This window comes from Pseudoxanthomonas sp. OG2, assembly GCF_014192765.1.
Lineage (GTDB): Bacteria > Pseudomonadota > Gammaproteobacteria > Xanthomonadales > Xanthomonadaceae > Pseudoxanthomonas_A > Pseudoxanthomonas_A beigongshangi.
Genome location: NZ_JACHYM010000001.1, coordinates 1,004,374 through 1,018,510, shown reverse-complemented (window position 1 = coordinate 1,018,510; position 14,137 = coordinate 1,004,374). Strand labels below are relative to the sequence as shown.

Here is a 14,137-nt window from a genome sequence, read left to right as displayed (position 1 = left end):
CGCCAGAATGGCCGAGACACAAAACAGGTGAACGGCGATGGCGGGCAACGGCGCGGTGGCGGATGCGGGCAAGGCGGATTCGCTGGGAGGCGGGATGACACGTGACTGGCGAACCCCGATCGAACTGCTGGTCCTGGGCGCCATCTGGGGCAGCTCGTTCCTGTTCATGCGCATCGCGGCCGAGCCCTTCGGCGCGTTCGCGCTGGTGGATATCCGGCTGACCCTGGGCGCGCTGGTGCTGCTGCCGTTCCTGTGGCGCGACCGCGCGGTGTTCACCCGCGCGATGTGGCCGAAGCTGGCGATCATCGGGCTGATCAACTCGGCCATCCCGTTCCTGCTGTTCGCCTGGGCCGCGCAGCGTTCGCCGGCCGCCATCGGTGCGATCTGCAACGCGATGACGGTGCTGTTCGCCGCGCTGATCGGCTTCCTGTTCTTCGGCGAAAAGATCGGTACCCGCCGTGCCATCGCGCTGCTGGTCGGCTTTGGCGGCGTGGTGCTGCTGGCGACCAGCAAGGCCGGCGGCATCAGCGTCGGCATGGCGGTGGTCGCAGGCTCGACCGCGGCGCTGCTGTACGGCGTGGGCGTCAACCTGGTCCGCCGTCACCTGGGCGGCATTCCGCCAGCGGCCGCGGCCGCGGCCACACTGGGTTGCTCGGCGCTGCTGCTGGCGCCGTTCGCCGCCACCCACTGGCCGACGAACGCCATCTCGCCGCTGGCCTGGGGCAGCGCGATCGCGATTGGCGTGCTCTGCACCGGCTATGCCTTCCTGCTGTACTACCGCCTGATCCAGCGCATCGGCGCCGCCCGCGCGGCGACCGTGACCTACCTGGTGCCGCTGTTCGGCGCGGCCTTCGCCTGGCTGTTCCTGGGCGAGCCGGTGACCCCGGCGATGCTGGCCGCCGGCCTGCTGATCCTGGGCAGCGTCGCCTTCAGCCAGCGGGCGCCGAAGCCATGAACGACATCGCGGCGGCCGCGCAGAAGCGGGTGGTGTTCGATTTCGAGATCGACTTCAGCAATGGCGGTGGCCTGCAAGGGCAGGACTTCCGCCTGGATTTGCACGGCGACGACATCGAAGACGCCGCGCTGGCCGGCTACATCGTGCGCGACCTGCGCCTGCTGATGGTCGGCGCGGTGCGCATCCGCAACAAGCGCATCATCCGGGAAGCGCACAAACGGACCGAAGGCGACGCCTGAACCCTGGCCTGACCGTTTCGCTCGCGCCGACGTACACTGCTGGCGGATTCGGTTTCCGGGACATGCGATGAAACGTTGGCTGGCTGGGGGATGGACGGTGCTCGCGCTTGCTTCGCTGGCGCAGGTGCCGGTGAACGCGCAGGACGGGAAGGACGCAACCGCACAGGCGGTTGATCCGTTGTTCGTGGCGCCATCGGCATCCTTGAAGCCGGAACAGATCGCCTCGCTCCAGCAGCGCCTGGTCGACTGGCCGCAATTGGCGCGCTACCGCGAGGACAACGCGGCGCTGCCGCCACCGGCATCTGGCGAACAGCGGGTGGTGTTCTATGGCGACTCGATCACCGATGGCTGGGGACGCGTGGACGGCACCGCGTTCTTTCCCGGCAAGCCCTACGTCAATCGTGGCATCTCCGGGCAGACCACCGCACAGATGCTGGTGCGGTTCCGCCAGGACGTGATCGCCCTGAAGCCGGCCGCCGTCGTCATCCTCGCCGGCACCAACGACATCGCCGGCAACACCGGCCCGGCCACGCTGGAAATGATCGAGGACAATCTGCGCTCGATGGCCGAACTGGCGCGGGCCCATGGCATTCGCGTCGTACTGGCCTCGGTGCTGCCGGTCAGCGACTATCCGTGGCGACCTGGCCTGCATCCGGCCGGCAAGGTCCGCGATCTCAACGCCTGGATGCGTGGCTACGCGCGCGACACCGGCGCGGTCTACCTCGATTATCACGGCGCGATGAGCAACGCCGAAGGTGGGCTGGACGCCCGCCTGGCGGCGGACGGCGTGCACCCCACTCCCGCCGGTTACGCGGTGATGGCGCCGTTGGCGCAGCAGGCCATCGATGAGGCGCTGGCGACGGCGACAGGCGAACTTCGAGAGTGAAGGCCCTCAACGGGGAAAGCCTGATTGATGACAGAGATAGCCATTCCCGAAAAATCACCATTTTCTGATGGAACGGCAATGGATGTTGCCCTCAACGTTGGTGCAGGCGATGACCCTTTCCACTATGGAGCCCGTCATCGTGATGCCATGCACCGTAGCCCAGTTTACGAAGTTGATCAGGTCGGTATCCGGGGGGGCGCGAAATTCATACTCTTGGTACCCTCGCTCTGCGAATTCCTCTCGCGTCTCAGGGATTGAGTTGTTGTGCGCATCTTTTGCGCTGTTGGGAACTCTTTCCCACTTATTTTTTTCGTAGCTGTAAACGACTTCTAGTCTGGTTCCATCAGGAAATCGAACTTCCACACGGACGGAAGCTGCATTCGAATTTAGCCATGTCACAGGATTGAAGACGCGAAATACGCTGTTTGCACCCGCGATTATTGAGGGGTAGCGATTGTGCATATGGTCGAGCAGATTGTTCATTCTGCTTGAGTTGCTAAGCGCCTCATAGGCGCTCATTGGAAGTTCTTTGCCTGCCGCTGAAGCCTCGCTGCGCTTGATTGCGTTGGCCGATGAGGGGAGCGAATAGCTGAATTTGAGTGAGTTTCCGTTGTTTCTGTAGAGCCAAACAAGCTCCGTGAAATACGCAGCCATTTCATCTGTTATGCGGCCTTGGTGGATTCTTCCTGTGGGAGTGATTATGACGTTCTCTATGTCCCCGGTAGAAAGACTGAAGATAATGATTCCTCCAAAATCAATCTCCGCTGAAGCGGCTCTTCTCATCTCTTGTAGTGAGCACCCTTCGCAAGGAATTGCGTGCAAGCCTTGCGCATTTGCAGATGGTGAGAAAGCGCAGAGAGAGAATAAGCCAATGACGATGATGATGACTCGTGACATAGACGTTCCTTCTATTCGTTAGTTGACGAGATGAGCGAGGGTTCGCATCAGCGCCGCAGCGACTAGCAGGAAGCCCATGGTTCGCAATATTCCCCGCGACACACCGATTGCAGTCAGGGAAAGCAGCATCGATATGGAAGTGCAGTAGATGACAAGCACGCCAGTCGTCACCATGGATGCGGACAGCAATGCCAGCGCTGTGAAGTCCGACAGAAGGGCCAACGCGCAGCCACCTTTTATCTTTCGCATGCCCACCTCGCGGATATCGCCGGTCGCCCGACGGGGCGAGTAAAGATCAAATACAAATGAGAATCAATGTCTTTTGAGTGAAAGGCTGAACCCGTTCACTGACATCGGAAATGTCAGACAGGTAGCTGTCATTGCGTCATATGGGAATTGGGACCAGCCGACAATTGCAGATCATGCGGTTCGGCCGTGCAGCGATTGCATCGCTTGTACAGCAGGCGGCTAATCTGTACTGGAATTGCAGTCGTTCGCCATCAGGCGAACAGCCCGTCACGGGCGACCAGTACTTCACTGTGCTCGGCCGCCTTTTCTACGGCCGCGCGCAGCATCGCAGGGGCGACGTACTCGCGATGCACGTGATCGATCAGGGCAAGGTACGCATGGCCGAACAGGTTGCTGCAACGGACGCGGGTGCCGAGGCTGATGTCGATGCGATCGTCGGACACGATCCGCACACCCACGCAGGAGCGGAATACCAGATGGCGATCGTCCGCGCCCAGCACCACTTCGGCGAGGCGATCGCCCTGTATCACCTGCTGCGCCAGCACCGGGAAGCGGTCCAGGAACAACCGATCACGCTGCGGCGACAGCAGCGATGACACCGGGCAGCCCAGCGGCGAGGTGCGCAGCCGCAGCGGCCTGACCAGCACGTTGCGCAGTGTCATCAGCGCGCTGACGCCCGCGGGCCGATGCTGCAGGAAACCGTCCAGCACGTCGGCCAGCACCCGCGACGCGCGCAGGCCCATGAATCCCTCTCCACGCACGCTCAGCACGAAGGTGTCCTGATGGTGGAATTCACCCGCGAGTTCCTCGCGCAGCAGCGAGTGCGGGAGAGGTTCCGCCAGCGCGCTCACGCGCGGACCGCGTCCGGCGATGTAGCCGCGCGCATGCCGCCAGCGGGATATCGCGCCGCGCAGGTTGCCCAGCACACCACGCACCCGCGCGCACAGGCGTTGCCGGGAACTGCCGGGCGCGGCGTCGAAGGCCAGCGCGACGGTGGGGATGGCGGCGGCGTCCGGCGGCATGTCTTCCAGCAACGCAAGCACCGCATCCGGCAGCAGCTCTGTCAGCGAAGCGAGGTTGGCGTCGCCGCTGAGCACGCGATCGCGTTCGGCCTGCGGCAAGGGACCACCCAGTTCGTCGGTGTGGCAGGACAGCGCGAAGAACACCGGGTGGGTGGAACCGGCGTGCGGCGCGGCGAACTGGTGCCAGGCGCCATCGCCGAAGCGGACGGTGAACAGGCTGTCCGGCGGCAGCCGCACGTGGTGCAGCGCGTCGATGAAGCTGTGCGGATCGGCGGCGATCTGCGCGTCGGAGGCGGTGGAGAAGCGCAGCAGCGCGCCCGCGCTGCCGGTGACCGCGGTGAATACCCGGTGGCCGGCGTGGCGGTGGAAGGGATGGCCCTGCGGACCCACCGCGAAGGTATAGAGCGCGGTGGCGTCGCCCTTGTCGAAATCGGTACCGGCCAGCCTGGTCGAGGGTTCGTCGAGTTCGTCGATGAAATGGGGATGGGCGCGCTGGCGCGCGGTGGCTTCGGCATACATGCGGTCACCGGCGCCGTGACCGAGCTGCGCGATCAGGAACACCTCCACCGGAAGTCCTCCCGTGCGCGAGCGGATGCGCGCATGGGGAAAGGTGGCAACCGGTTCGGTGGTGCTGGCCATCGTGCGGAATCCTGTCGTGCTGGGCGGGGGAACTTCAGCGGGCCTTGGCGGTGCGCCGGCGCGCTTCGCGTTTCAGCGGCCCGGCGGTGGGGCAGATCTCGAAGGCGAATCCGGTGAGGGTGTTGACCAGGCTGTCCGGCACCAGCCGGTAGAACACGTACTGACCACGCCGCTCGCTGCTGACCAGCCCGGCGTTCTCGAGCACCGACAGATGCCGCGAGATGGCCGGGGCGCTCATCTCGAAGCGCTCGGCAATCTCGCCGGCGGTCAGTTCCTGCGCGGACAAGTAGGCGAGGATTTCCCGGCGGGGGCGGGACGCCAGCGCTTCGAAGATGCGGTCGACGGCCATGTAATGATTTAACCAATTAACGTATTGGTTAAATATCGGGCGCGCCCACCGGCATTGTCAAGCCCGCTCCCGGCCGTTGGTCGGAATGCAGGCGCGGCGGTGCTCCCTCCCTGAAATGCAAAGCCCCTCTCCGGGAGGGAGAGGGGCCGTCGGCCGTCGGCGCAAGCCGGCGCCGGAGAAACGTCAGCCCTGCTTCGGTGCGCGCACCGGCAGCGGCACGTTGCACAGGTCGATGTGGCCGGCCGGCCGCACGTACCAGGCATCGCGGCGGTTGCGGCGCGCCTCGGTGGCGTCGGCGAAGGTCTTCGAATCGGTGCGCAGCAGCTGCAGCGCGGTGCGCTCGGCTTCCGGCACGTCGCTGGCCAGACGGATCGCCTTGATCGGCGTGTAGTCGGCGGGCTTGTCGTACATGCCCATCGGATCCGGGCCGCGCTTGATCACGCTCAGCAGTTCCATCCCCTTCACCACCCGGCCGACCACGGTGATGTTGCGGTCCAACTGGCGCGGCGACTGGCCGATCACCACGTACAGTTCGGTGGCGTTGCTGCTGTCCGGCGCGGTGTCGCGGCCGGCGCCGAGGGTGCCGTAGCAATGCGCCATCCAGGCCTGGCCGGTGGCCGGATCGCGTCCGGCCTGGAAGCCGTCGACGAAACCGACCTGCGGCGCCCAGCCGTCGGCGTCGGGCAGGCGATCGAAGCGCAGCCCTTCGGCCTTGCGCTCGAACTCCGCCGGCAGCTTGGCCTTGGCCGTCCCGATCGATTTGCGCTTGGCTTCGTCCTCGGTCGGATCACCGAACTGCACCACCCAGTTGTCCTGCGAGCGGTAGATGTTGAGGCCGTTCCAGAAGCCCTCGTGCGCCAGCGTGCGGATGTTGCCGACATGCTCGGGCGCGAACGCCGGCGCCAGCTCGATGATCACCCGGCCGCTTTCCAGCTCCATGTACAGCGTGTTGGCCGGATCCAGGGTCCGCCAGTCGCCGGCCGGCGACGCGTCGAGGATTTCCTGGGCGCTGCGGTACTTGGCCGGTTCGGCGGCCGACAGCGGCAGGGCGGCGGCCAGCGCCACGGCGGAGGCCAGCAGGGTGGTGCGCAGGGACATGGGCGATGCGTTCCGGTGATGGGATGGCCGGATTCTACGCACAGTCGGTGCTTCGTCGCGCGCGGCCTACTTGAAGTAGCTGCGCAGCATGCCGGCCAGGGCCTCGGCTTCGGCCTGCCGGGTGCCGGCGTCGTCTTCGGCGACGAGGTGCTCGTGCAGGTGATCGTCGAGCAGGGCCAGCATCAACGATTGCGCCGCGCCGCGCACGGCGGCCGCCTGGGTCAATACCGCGAGGCAGTCGGTGCTTTCGGCGATGGCCTTGTCGAGCGCTTCCACCTGCCCCTTGAGGCGACGGACGCGGGTCTGCAGGCGGCTGCGATCACGGCTGATATGCGACATGGAACGAATATACCCCCGGGGGGTATAGAATGCGAGTGCTTCCCTCGTCCCCATTCCGCCACCATGACCCTGTCAGCCGCCGCCGCCGCCCGTCGCCACGAACACGTCTTCGATGAAGGCAACCCGCTGGCCGAACGCAACACCCGCCGCGCGGTGCTGTTGACCGCGGCGATGATGGTGGTGGAGATCGCCGGCGGCTGGTACTTCAACTCGATGGCGCTGCTGGCCGATGGCTGGCACATGAGTTCGCACGCGCTGGCGCTGGGACTGTCGGTGTTCGCCTACCGGTTCGCGCGCCGCCATGCGCAGGACCACCGCTTCGCGTTCGGCACCTGGAAGGTTGAAGTGCTGGGGGGCTACACCAGTGCGATCCTGCTGCTCGGCGTGGCCGCCCTGATGGCGATCCAGTCGGTCGAACGCCTGATCCATCCGGTGGCGATCCATTACCGCGAGGCCATCGTCATCGCGGTCGTCGGCCTGGGCGTGAACCTGCTCTGCGCCTGGTGGCTGAAGGACGGACACGCGCACCACCACCACGGGCATGCTCATGCGCACGATCACGGGGATCACCATCACGGTCACGCTGGACATCACCACGCAGCGCGCGCGCATGACGGGCACTCCCATGGCCACCACGTGCATCCCGGCCATCACGATCTGAATCTGCGCGCCGCCTACCTGCACGTCGTCGCCGATGCCGCCACCTCGGTGCTGGCGATCGTCGCGCTGGCGGCGGGCTGGATCTGGGGCGCGCGCTGGATGGATTCGGTAATGGGACTGATCGGATCGGCGCTGGTGCTGAGCTGGGCCTGGGGCCTGCTGCGCGCGAGTGGGCGGGTGCTGCTGGACGCGGAGATGGATGCGCCGGTGGTGGAGGAGATCCGCGAGGTGATCGCGGCCGAACCCGATACCGAAATCACCGACCTGCATGTCTGGCGGGTTGGCCGGGACAAGTACGCCTGCGAGGTGGCGCTGGTCGCCGCGCGGCCGCATTCGCCGGATCACTACCGGCGTGCGTTGCAGGTGCACGAGGAACTGGTCCACGTCACCGTCGAGGTGCATGAGGCGCATCCGCCGGGTTGAGGGAGGCGGGGCACGCCGGTGCCAGGTATTCCCCTGATCGCGCGTCTCAACCGGCGCGACCGCGCTGCGGACAATCGGCCTCCACGCGACGACGGGGACATGGCCGATGCAGGATCGATGGGATTGGAGTGTGGCGCGGGCCTACGCGCCGACGGCGGCGGCGCTGGCCGCCGCGTTCGTGGCTTCGCTGGCGGTATCGCAGGCGCGGGCGCAATCCGTGTCGGCCGCCACGCCGGCCGGCTGGGACTGGACGCCCTATGCGCTGTTCGTCCTGGCCGGGGCGCTGGGGCTGTGGACGACCGCCCGCCTGTGGCGGGCGCGGCGGACCGCCGATCTGCTGTGCCGCTGTGGCGGGCTGCTGGGCCCGGAGCGCCCGGGACGCGGCGGGGAACTGCGCTGCGTCTGCCGCGCCTGCGGCCGGAGCTGGCGGCGCCGCGGCCGCGTTTGAACGATGTCATCACCGCTTCCGGCCACGCGAATGCTTGCTGGCCGGGTGGTGAGGCCGGTCATCCGGCCCAGTGACTAATAGCACATTCGCTATAGTCAACTTCGCAATAGCATCGTCTCCACGCTAGTCCCCGGAGACCGCCAAGGTGGAAGCCGATACCTACCTGAAGAAGTTCCAGAAGGAGCTGAGCGCCGGTACGGTGTCGCTCGCCCTGCTGGCCGTGCTGGCCCAGGCCGGCGAACCGATGTACGGCTACCTGATCGCCAAGCAGCTCGAACGCGTCGGCGACGGTGTGCTCAGCGGCAAGCAGAGCGCGCTGTATCCGGTGCTGCGCAACCTGGAGGGCGCCGGCCTGCTCGACAGCTTCGTCGAGCCTTCCATCGCCGGTCCGCCGCGACGCTACTACCGCATCACCGAGGCAGGGCGGGAGACCCTGCAGACCTGGGCGGCCGCCTGGCGCGCCACCCGTGATTCCGTCGATTCCGTCCTGTCGGGGATAACCGCATGAACACCACCACCACGCCGCGTCTTCCCACTTCCATCCCCGAATACCTGGAGCAGTTGCGGGCCGCGCTGGCCGGCGCGGATCCGGCGCTGATCCAGGACGCCCTGTACGACGCCGAGGAGTACCTGCGTTCGGAACTGGCCGAGCAAGCCGGCAAGAGCGAGGCCGAGGTGATCGCCTCGGTGGCCGGCAGCTACGGCGCACCCGAGGAGGTCGCCGACATCTATCGCGAGACCGAAGTGACGGTGACCCGCGCGCTCAAGCCGCCGGCGCCGCCGAAGCGCCGCTCGGCGATTGGACGCTTCTTCGGCGTGGCGGCGGATCCGCGCACCTATGGCGCGCTGTTCTACATGCTGCTGTCGCTGGCGACCGGCGTCTTCTACTTCACCTGGGTGGTCACCGGTGCCAGCTTGTCGGTCGGCCTGCTGATCCTGATCATCGGCATCCCGCTGCTGATGCTGTTCCTGGCCTCGGTGCGGGTGCTGTCACTGGTGGAGGGCCGCATCGTCGAAGCGCTGCTGGGCGAACGCATGCCGCGCCGGCCGCTGTACACCCAGCGCGACAAGCCCTGGCTGACCCGGATCAAGGAGATGTTCACCGACGGCGGCACGTGGACGGCGATGCTGTACTTCCTGCTGATGCAACCGCTGGGCGTGCTGTACTTCAGCGTGGCGGTGACCCTGCTGAGCCTGTCGCTGGGCCTGGCCGCCGCGCCGCTGGCGCTACTGCTGCCGCACGCCGGCATCTGGTTCGACGACTGGAACCTGGCCTACGACGCGCCCTGGCTGCTGCCCTTCGTCTGCGCGTCCGGCGTGCTGCTGCTGTTCGCCACCCTGCATCTGGCGCGCGGCGTGGGCAAGGTGCACGGCTGGCTCGCCAAGCAGTTGCTGGTGCGCACGCCGGTGGTGTGAGCCCACCCGGTTCCTGCCGCAAATGCAGAAAGGGGCCCGCATCGCGCGGGCCCCTTTTTTTCGGTCGAATGCGGCGCGCGCTGTCAGTTCGCGGGCATCAGCCGGTCGATCAGGAAACTCATCCGCAGCGCCATCAGTTCCGGATTGCGCAGGGCATCGCTGACCCCATGTCCACCTTCCTCGTCCTCGTAGAAGTAGGTGGTGGCGCCGGCATCGGCCAACCGGTGGGCGAGCTTGCGCGCATGGCCGGGACCGACCCGGTTGTCCTCGGTCGAGATGGTGACCAGGAACGGCGGATAGCGCGTGCCCGGGCGGACATTCTGGTACGGCGAATACTTGAGCATCGCGGCGAGCTGTTCCGGCACGTCGGGATTGCCGTACTCGTTCATCCATGCCGCGCCCATGCCCATGTGGCGCATCCGCACCAGATCGGTCAGCGGCACGTCGCTGACCACCGCCGCGAACAGGTCCGGCCGCTGCGTGCCCAGCGTCGCGGTGAGCAGGCCGCCGTTGGACATGCCGAAGATGCCGATCCGGTCCGGCGCGGTGAAGCCGCTGCGGATCAGGTGCTCGGTGACGGCGATGAAATCGTCGTACGAGTTCTGCCGCTTCTCGCGGATCGCGGCGGTGTGCCAGGCCGCGCCGCGCTCGCCGCCACCGCGCATCGCCGGAATCGCCAGCGAACCGCCGCGTTCCAGCCACAGTTTCAGGGCCGGACCACCGACGATGGCGTCGAAGTAACCCGGACGCACCGAGATGCCGAAGGCGCCGTAGCCGGTCATCAGCAGCGGCTGGGGGCCGGGCTTGGGATGGCGCGGTTTCAGCAGGAAATAGTCGACCGAGGTGCCGTCGCGCGAGGTGGCCGAACCGATTTCGGTGGTGAAACCGGCGCCGTCCATCAGCACCGGATCCTGGGCCAGCAGGCGCCGCGGCTCATCGTCGCGCAGCAGGTACTGGCTGCGGGGGGTGACGAAACCGGCGACCGAGATCGCCAGTTCGCGGCGGTCACGCTCGTCCGCGCGCAGGCTCACGGTGTCGCCGGCCGCCACGTCCAATACCTTGCGGGTGGTCCAGCGGCCATCGCCGTCGTCGTCGCGCGCGGCGACCACGCGCTGGCGCAAGTGCTGGTTGATGATCAGGAACACTTCGTCGCGCGTGGCCGCCAGCCCGCCGAAGCCGGCATCGACAAACTCGTCCGCCGCCGGCACGTATACCGCCGACACGCGCTTGCCTTCCGGCGTGGCGGGATCCGCGTCATAGGCGATCACGGTTTCGGCGCGATACGGCTGGCCCTCGATGGTCGCGTCCTTGGCCAGTTGGACCACGATGTGGCGCGCGGAGGTCGCCAGCACGCCGAACGGCTTGATCGCCTGCGGCAGCGGCAACGTGCGGGACGCGCCGCTGGCATCGACCAGGCTGACCTCGAAGGTCGAATAGTCAATGGCCCGGGTCAGCACGGCCTGCACGCGGTCGGTTCCGACGGTGGTGGCCTGCACGATCGCATCGCCCGGCTGGCCCTGGAACGCCGGCTTCACGTCCGCCAGCGCCTGGCCGCGCTTCCACAGGCCGAACGCGGCCGGCCAGCCGGCCAGCGATTTCGGCTGATCGCCCAGCGTGTGGCCGACCAGCACTTGATCCGCGCTCATCCACTCGGCGAACGCGCGCGACTTGCCGACCCGGAAGCCGCCATCGACGAAGCGCGCGGTGGCGAGATCGAATTCGCGGATTTCCACCTCGTCGCCACCACCGGGCGAGAGCCGTAGCAGGCAGCGCGCGTACTCCGGCGCCAGGCAACTGGAGCCGAAGCCGTAGACCTGCAGTTCGAACGGAATGCCTTCGCGCTTGCGCAACTCGGCCACGTCCAGCACGGTCTTCCACTCGCCGGCCAAGCCTTGCGCGTCGCGTGCGGCGGTCTGCAGCAGGCCATAGGGATGCGCGGCGTCGCGATACAGGCGCACCGCGCGTTCGCCCAGCAGGTACTGGTCCGGTTCGGCCGGCGCTTGCGCCAGCGCCGAGCCGAGTTCACGGCTGACGGTGGCATGCGAGGGCAGCGCGCCCAGGCGCGCGCGCGCCTGGGCGGTGGCTTGGCGGGCCCAGGCCAAGGCCTGGGCCCCGTGCGGATCTTCCAGCCATTGCAGCGCGTCGGCATCGGCGGCGCGGGATGCCGCGGGCAGGCAAAGCGCGAGGCCCAGCGCGAGCGCGGGCAGCATTCGTTGCGTGAACGTCATGGGATCGGATCTCCGGTGAGCGAGTGTGTGATGGGGAATGGGGCGCATCAGTAGTCGTAGCGGAACAACACGCCGAAGGTGCGTGGCTGCGGGCGATTGGATGCACCGAGTCGGATCAGATTTCCGTCCGAATCGAACTCGCTCGCGCCGCGCGCGTTGATCGCGCCGTCCTCGTCGGTCAGGTTGTTGCCATACAGGTACACGCCCCAGCCGGCGGGCGATTCCAGGCCGATACGCGCGCCGGCCAGGGTCAGGGCGTCGCCCGGCGTACCGGCGGTCAGCGCGGTTTCGCGCGCGGAGTCGTGGTGCACGTTGACCGAGGCCACGCCGCGCAGGTTCGCGCCGACGTCCCAGTTGTAGGCGGCCGAGGCATTCAGGCTGGTCCTGGGTACGTTGTAGACCGCGGTGCCGCGATGCAACGGCGTGCCGGGCACGTCGGCCGAGTAGGTCGCATCGACCCAACTGCCGCCGAACTGCAGGGTCAACGCGCGGATCGGGTTGTAGGTCAAGCTCAGTTCGACACCCTTGTTGCGGGTGCCGTCGGAGTTGGTCAGGCCGTTGATCTCCGGCGTGATCGGCACGCGCACCGCGACGCCCTCCCAGTCGCTGTAGAAGACCGCGCCTTCCAGCAGCAACTTGCCATCGGCCAGCACCGACTTGGCGCCCAGTTCGTAGGTCCAGATCGAGTCGGCGGAGATCTGCGAGGGCAGGTCCACACCGTACTGTTCGGCCAGCTTGATGGATCCGATCGGCTGCAACTGTCCGGAACGGAATCCGCGCGCGGCCGAGGCATAGAAGGTGGTGCTGTCCGACGGCTTGTAGGACAGGCTCAAGCGCGGATTCCAGCTGTCGAAGGTGGCGTTGAGCGTGGACACGCTGCCATCGGAAGCCGCGTCTGCGGCGTCCACCTTGTCCTTGAAGTAGCGCAGGCCGGCGGTCACCGCCCAGGCCGGATTGGGCAGCTTGAGCGTGGCCTCGCCAAAGATCGCGTGGGCGTCGTTGGTCTGGCGCGAGTTGCTGGTCACGATGCCGGGGATGTCCAGCACATCCGCGCGTTCGGCCTTGCGCAGGTAGTAGCCGACCGTCCAGTCCAGCCGGTGCTCGCCGGTCGAGGCCCAGCGCAATTCGTGGGTGCGCACGCCGATGTCGATCGCCGCGTCCAGCGGAATGCCCGCCGACAGCTCGCCGGTCTGCGGATAGCTGAGGTTGCCGTCGGAGAAGGTGTAGACGATCTGCGAGGCGTCCAGGTCGTAGGTGCTGGTCAGGCTGGCGGAGTCCCATTCGTTGTGGCTGGCCAGGAACGAGTTGTTGGTGCCGTCGTCGTAGGCGCTGTTGCTGGCGGCCTCCGAATCGGAGCGGTACTTCCAGTAGGCGAGATCGATGTTCCAGCGCTCGGTCGGTGCGAAGCGGACCTTGGCGCGCCAGGTGCGGATGTCGTTGTCGTTGACGTTCTTCGCGCCGGTGTTGGTGTTGTCGATCCAGCCGGGCGTGCGCTCGTCGGTGATGGCCAGGCGCAGGGCCAGGCGATCGTCCACCAGCGGGATGTTCACGTAGGCCTTGGCGCCGCGGCCATCGCCGCCGCCGCTCACGCGCGAACCATCCAGTTCCACCCCGGCGCCGAAACGGTTGAATTCCGGCTTGCGGGTGAGGATGCGCACGGTGCCGCCCATCGAGCCCTCGCCGAACAGCGTGCCCTGCGGACCCTTGAGGATTTCCACCCGGTCGATGTCAAACGATCGCGTGTCCGGATACCAGGGCACGGTCACGCCGGTGAACGGCGTCTCGTCGACGTAGTAGCCATTGTCGTTGCCGCCCAGCGAACTGGAAACGCCACGGATCTGCACCTGGGTGAAGGCACCGCCGGTGTCGATGGAGGAAGCGCCGGGGGTGATGTTGATGACGTCCACCACGTTGCGCAGGCCCATCGCATCGATCTGCTCGCCGGTCACCGCGGTGATGGCAATCGGCACGTCGATCTGGCGCTCGTCGCGCTTGCGCGCGGTGACCGTGACCGCGCCCAGATCGACGGCATCGGAGGCTTGCGCCGACGCCTGCCCATCGGGCGTTGCGGTGGCCTGCTGGGCATGGACAGGCGCGCCGATCAGCGACAGCAGGATCGCGGCGGCCAGATGGTTGCGGATCGGAGAAACGGGACGCGACGTGGCACGTGGCTTCGTGGACGACATGGATGGACTCCGGTTGATGACGGTCGGAAGGCCGGCATGCGCGGATATCCCCCCGCGCCCGCCGGTCACTCGATGCCATGACGAACCGGTGCAACAAAAGTGA

General features: G+C 67.0%; 15 protein-coding genes. 7 read left to right on the top strand and 8 right to left on the bottom strand.

Translation table 11 applies throughout. From position 1 onward, the window contains the following. Window positions 1–94 precede the first annotated feature (94 nt). From FHW78_RS04795 to FHW78_RS04785, 3 genes are all read left to right on the top strand, one after another. Entirely contained in the window at window positions 95–955 is an 861-nt protein-coding gene (locus tag FHW78_RS04795; RefSeq protein WP_183641137.1) for a DMT family transporter, read from the top strand. After that, complete coding sequence (locus tag FHW78_RS04790; protein ID WP_183638401.1) at window positions 952–1,194, top strand: cyclase; 243 nt, start codon at window positions 952–954, stop codon at window positions 1,192–1,194. Before FHW78_RS04795 ends, FHW78_RS04790 begins: the two co-directional genes overlap by 4 nt. A 67-nt stretch (window positions 1,195–1,261) precedes the next feature. Further along, complete coding sequence (locus FHW78_RS04785; protein WP_183638398.1) at window positions 1,262–2,080, top strand: SGNH/GDSL hydrolase family protein; 819 nt, start codon at window positions 1,262–1,264, stop codon at window positions 2,078–2,080. A 54-nt stretch (window positions 2,081–2,134) separates the two neighbouring features. Here FHW78_RS04785 and FHW78_RS04780 read toward each other — a convergent pair whose 3' ends face one another. The 6 genes from FHW78_RS04780 to FHW78_RS04755 all read right to left on the bottom strand — a co-directional run bounded on the left by FHW78_RS04780 (window position 2,135) and on the right by FHW78_RS04755 (window position 6,673). After that, window positions 2,135–2,977 carry a hypothetical protein gene (locus FHW78_RS04780; protein ID WP_183638395.1) on the bottom strand — a complete coding sequence of 281 codons (843 nt, stop codon included), beginning with the start codon at window positions 2,975–2,977 and terminating at the stop codon, window positions 2,135–2,137. A gap of 18 nt (window positions 2,978–2,995) precedes the next feature. After that, window positions 2,996–3,226 (bottom strand): hypothetical protein, encoded by a 231-nt coding sequence (locus FHW78_RS04775; RefSeq protein ID WP_183638392.1) that lies wholly within the window; start codon window positions 3,224–3,226, stop codon window positions 2,996–2,998. A 251-nt stretch (window positions 3,227–3,477) separates the two neighbouring features. Further along, window positions 3,478–4,887: a DUF2867 domain-containing protein gene (locus tag FHW78_RS04770; protein ID WP_183638390.1), complete on the bottom strand. Its 1,410-nt coding sequence runs from the start codon at window positions 4,885–4,887 to the stop codon at window positions 3,478–3,480. Window positions 4,888–4,921: 34 nt separating this feature from the next. Further along, window positions 4,922–5,236, bottom strand: coding sequence for a metalloregulator ArsR/SmtB family transcription factor (locus FHW78_RS04765; RefSeq protein WP_183638387.1), 315 nt, complete (start codon window positions 5,234–5,236; stop codon window positions 4,922–4,924). A 183-nt stretch (window positions 5,237–5,419) separates the two neighbouring features. Continuing rightward, entirely contained in the window at window positions 5,420–6,334 is a 915-nt protein-coding gene (locus FHW78_RS04760) for a peptidylprolyl isomerase (RefSeq protein ID WP_183638385.1), read from the bottom strand. Window positions 6,335–6,400: 66 nt separating this feature from the next. Next, window positions 6,401–6,673 (bottom strand): metal/formaldehyde-sensitive transcriptional repressor, encoded by a 273-nt coding sequence (locus tag FHW78_RS04755; protein WP_183638380.1) that lies wholly within the window; start codon window positions 6,671–6,673, stop codon window positions 6,401–6,403. A gap of 63 nt (window positions 6,674–6,736) precedes the next feature. Between FHW78_RS04755 and dmeF the strand changes: the two genes are divergently transcribed. From dmeF to FHW78_RS04735, 4 genes are all read left to right on the top strand, one after another. Continuing rightward, window positions 6,737–7,756: a CDF family Co(II)/Ni(II) efflux transporter DmeF gene (gene dmeF, locus FHW78_RS04750; protein ID WP_183638377.1), complete on the top strand. Its 1,020-nt coding sequence runs from the start codon at window positions 6,737–6,739 to the stop codon at window positions 7,754–7,756. 130 nt (window positions 7,757–7,886) lie between these two features. Further along, window positions 7,887–8,204: a hypothetical protein gene (locus FHW78_RS04745; RefSeq protein WP_183638375.1), complete on the top strand. Its 318-nt coding sequence runs from the start codon at window positions 7,887–7,889 to the stop codon at window positions 8,202–8,204. A gap of 145 nt (window positions 8,205–8,349) precedes the next feature. Then, window positions 8,350–8,712: a PadR family transcriptional regulator gene (locus FHW78_RS04740; protein WP_183638373.1), complete on the top strand. Its 363-nt coding sequence runs from the start codon at window positions 8,350–8,352 to the stop codon at window positions 8,710–8,712. Beyond that, window positions 8,709–9,620 (top strand): sensor domain-containing protein, encoded by a 912-nt coding sequence (locus tag FHW78_RS04735; protein WP_183638371.1) that lies wholly within the window; start codon window positions 8,709–8,711, stop codon window positions 9,618–9,620. The genes FHW78_RS04740 and FHW78_RS04735 overlap by 4 nt, the downstream gene beginning before the upstream one ends. 83 nt (window positions 9,621–9,703) lie before the next feature. Here FHW78_RS04735 and FHW78_RS04730 read toward each other — a convergent pair whose 3' ends face one another. Together FHW78_RS04730 and FHW78_RS04725 are read right to left on the bottom strand one after the other, a co-directional pair. After that, window positions 9,704–11,848 carry a prolyl oligopeptidase family serine peptidase gene (locus tag FHW78_RS04730; protein WP_183638369.1) on the bottom strand — a complete coding sequence of 715 codons (2,145 nt, stop codon included), beginning with the start codon at window positions 11,846–11,848 and terminating at the stop codon, window positions 9,704–9,706. A 47-nt stretch (window positions 11,849–11,895) separates the two neighbouring features. Next, window positions 11,896–14,034 carry a TonB-dependent receptor gene (locus tag FHW78_RS04725; protein WP_183638367.1) on the bottom strand — a complete coding sequence of 713 codons (2,139 nt, stop codon included), beginning with the start codon at window positions 14,032–14,034 and terminating at the stop codon, window positions 11,896–11,898. Between the last annotated feature and the right edge of the window lie 103 nt (window positions 14,035–14,137).

Coding starts and splice junctions, on each gene's coding strand:
- FHW78_RS04765 (WP_183638387.1), bottom strand. CDS start 5,236: ATGGCCGTCGACCGCATCTTCGAAGCGCTGGCGTCCCGCCCCCGCCGG.
- FHW78_RS04780 (WP_183638395.1), bottom strand. CDS start 2,977: ATGTCACGAGTCATCATCATCGTCATTGGCTTATTCTCTCTCTGCGCT.
- FHW78_RS04795 (WP_183641137.1), top strand. CDS start 95: ATGACACGTGACTGGCGAACCCCGATCGAACTGCTGGTCCTGGGCGCC.
- dmeF (WP_183638377.1), top strand. CDS start 6,737: ATGACCCTGTCAGCCGCCGCCGCCGCCCGTCGCCACGAACACGTCTTC.
- FHW78_RS04790 (WP_183638401.1), top strand. CDS start 952: ATGAACGACATCGCGGCGGCCGCGCAGAAGCGGGTGGTGTTCGATTTC.
- FHW78_RS04775 (WP_183638392.1), bottom strand. CDS start 3,226: ATGCGAAAGATAAAAGGTGGCTGCGCGTTGGCCCTTCTGTCGGACTTC.
- FHW78_RS04785 (WP_183638398.1), top strand. CDS start 1,262: ATGAAACGTTGGCTGGCTGGGGGATGGACGGTGCTCGCGCTTGCTTCG.
- FHW78_RS04760 (WP_183638385.1), bottom strand. CDS start 6,334: ATGTCCCTGCGCACCACCCTGCTGGCCTCCGCCGTGGCGCTGGCCGCC.
- FHW78_RS04730 (WP_183638369.1), bottom strand. CDS start 11,848: ATGACGTTCACGCAACGAATGCTGCCCGCGCTCGCGCTGGGCCTCGCG.
- FHW78_RS04725 (WP_183638367.1), bottom strand. CDS start 14,034: ATGTCGTCCACGAAGCCACGTGCCACGTCGCGTCCCGTTTCTCCGATC.
- FHW78_RS04735 (WP_183638371.1), top strand. CDS start 8,709: ATGAACACCACCACCACGCCGCGTCTTCCCACTTCCATCCCCGAATAC.
- FHW78_RS04770 (WP_183638390.1), bottom strand. CDS start 4,887: ATGGCCAGCACCACCGAACCGGTTGCCACCTTTCCCCATGCGCGCATC.
- FHW78_RS04755 (WP_183638380.1), bottom strand. CDS start 6,673: ATGTCGCATATCAGCCGTGATCGCAGCCGCCTGCAGACCCGCGTCCGT.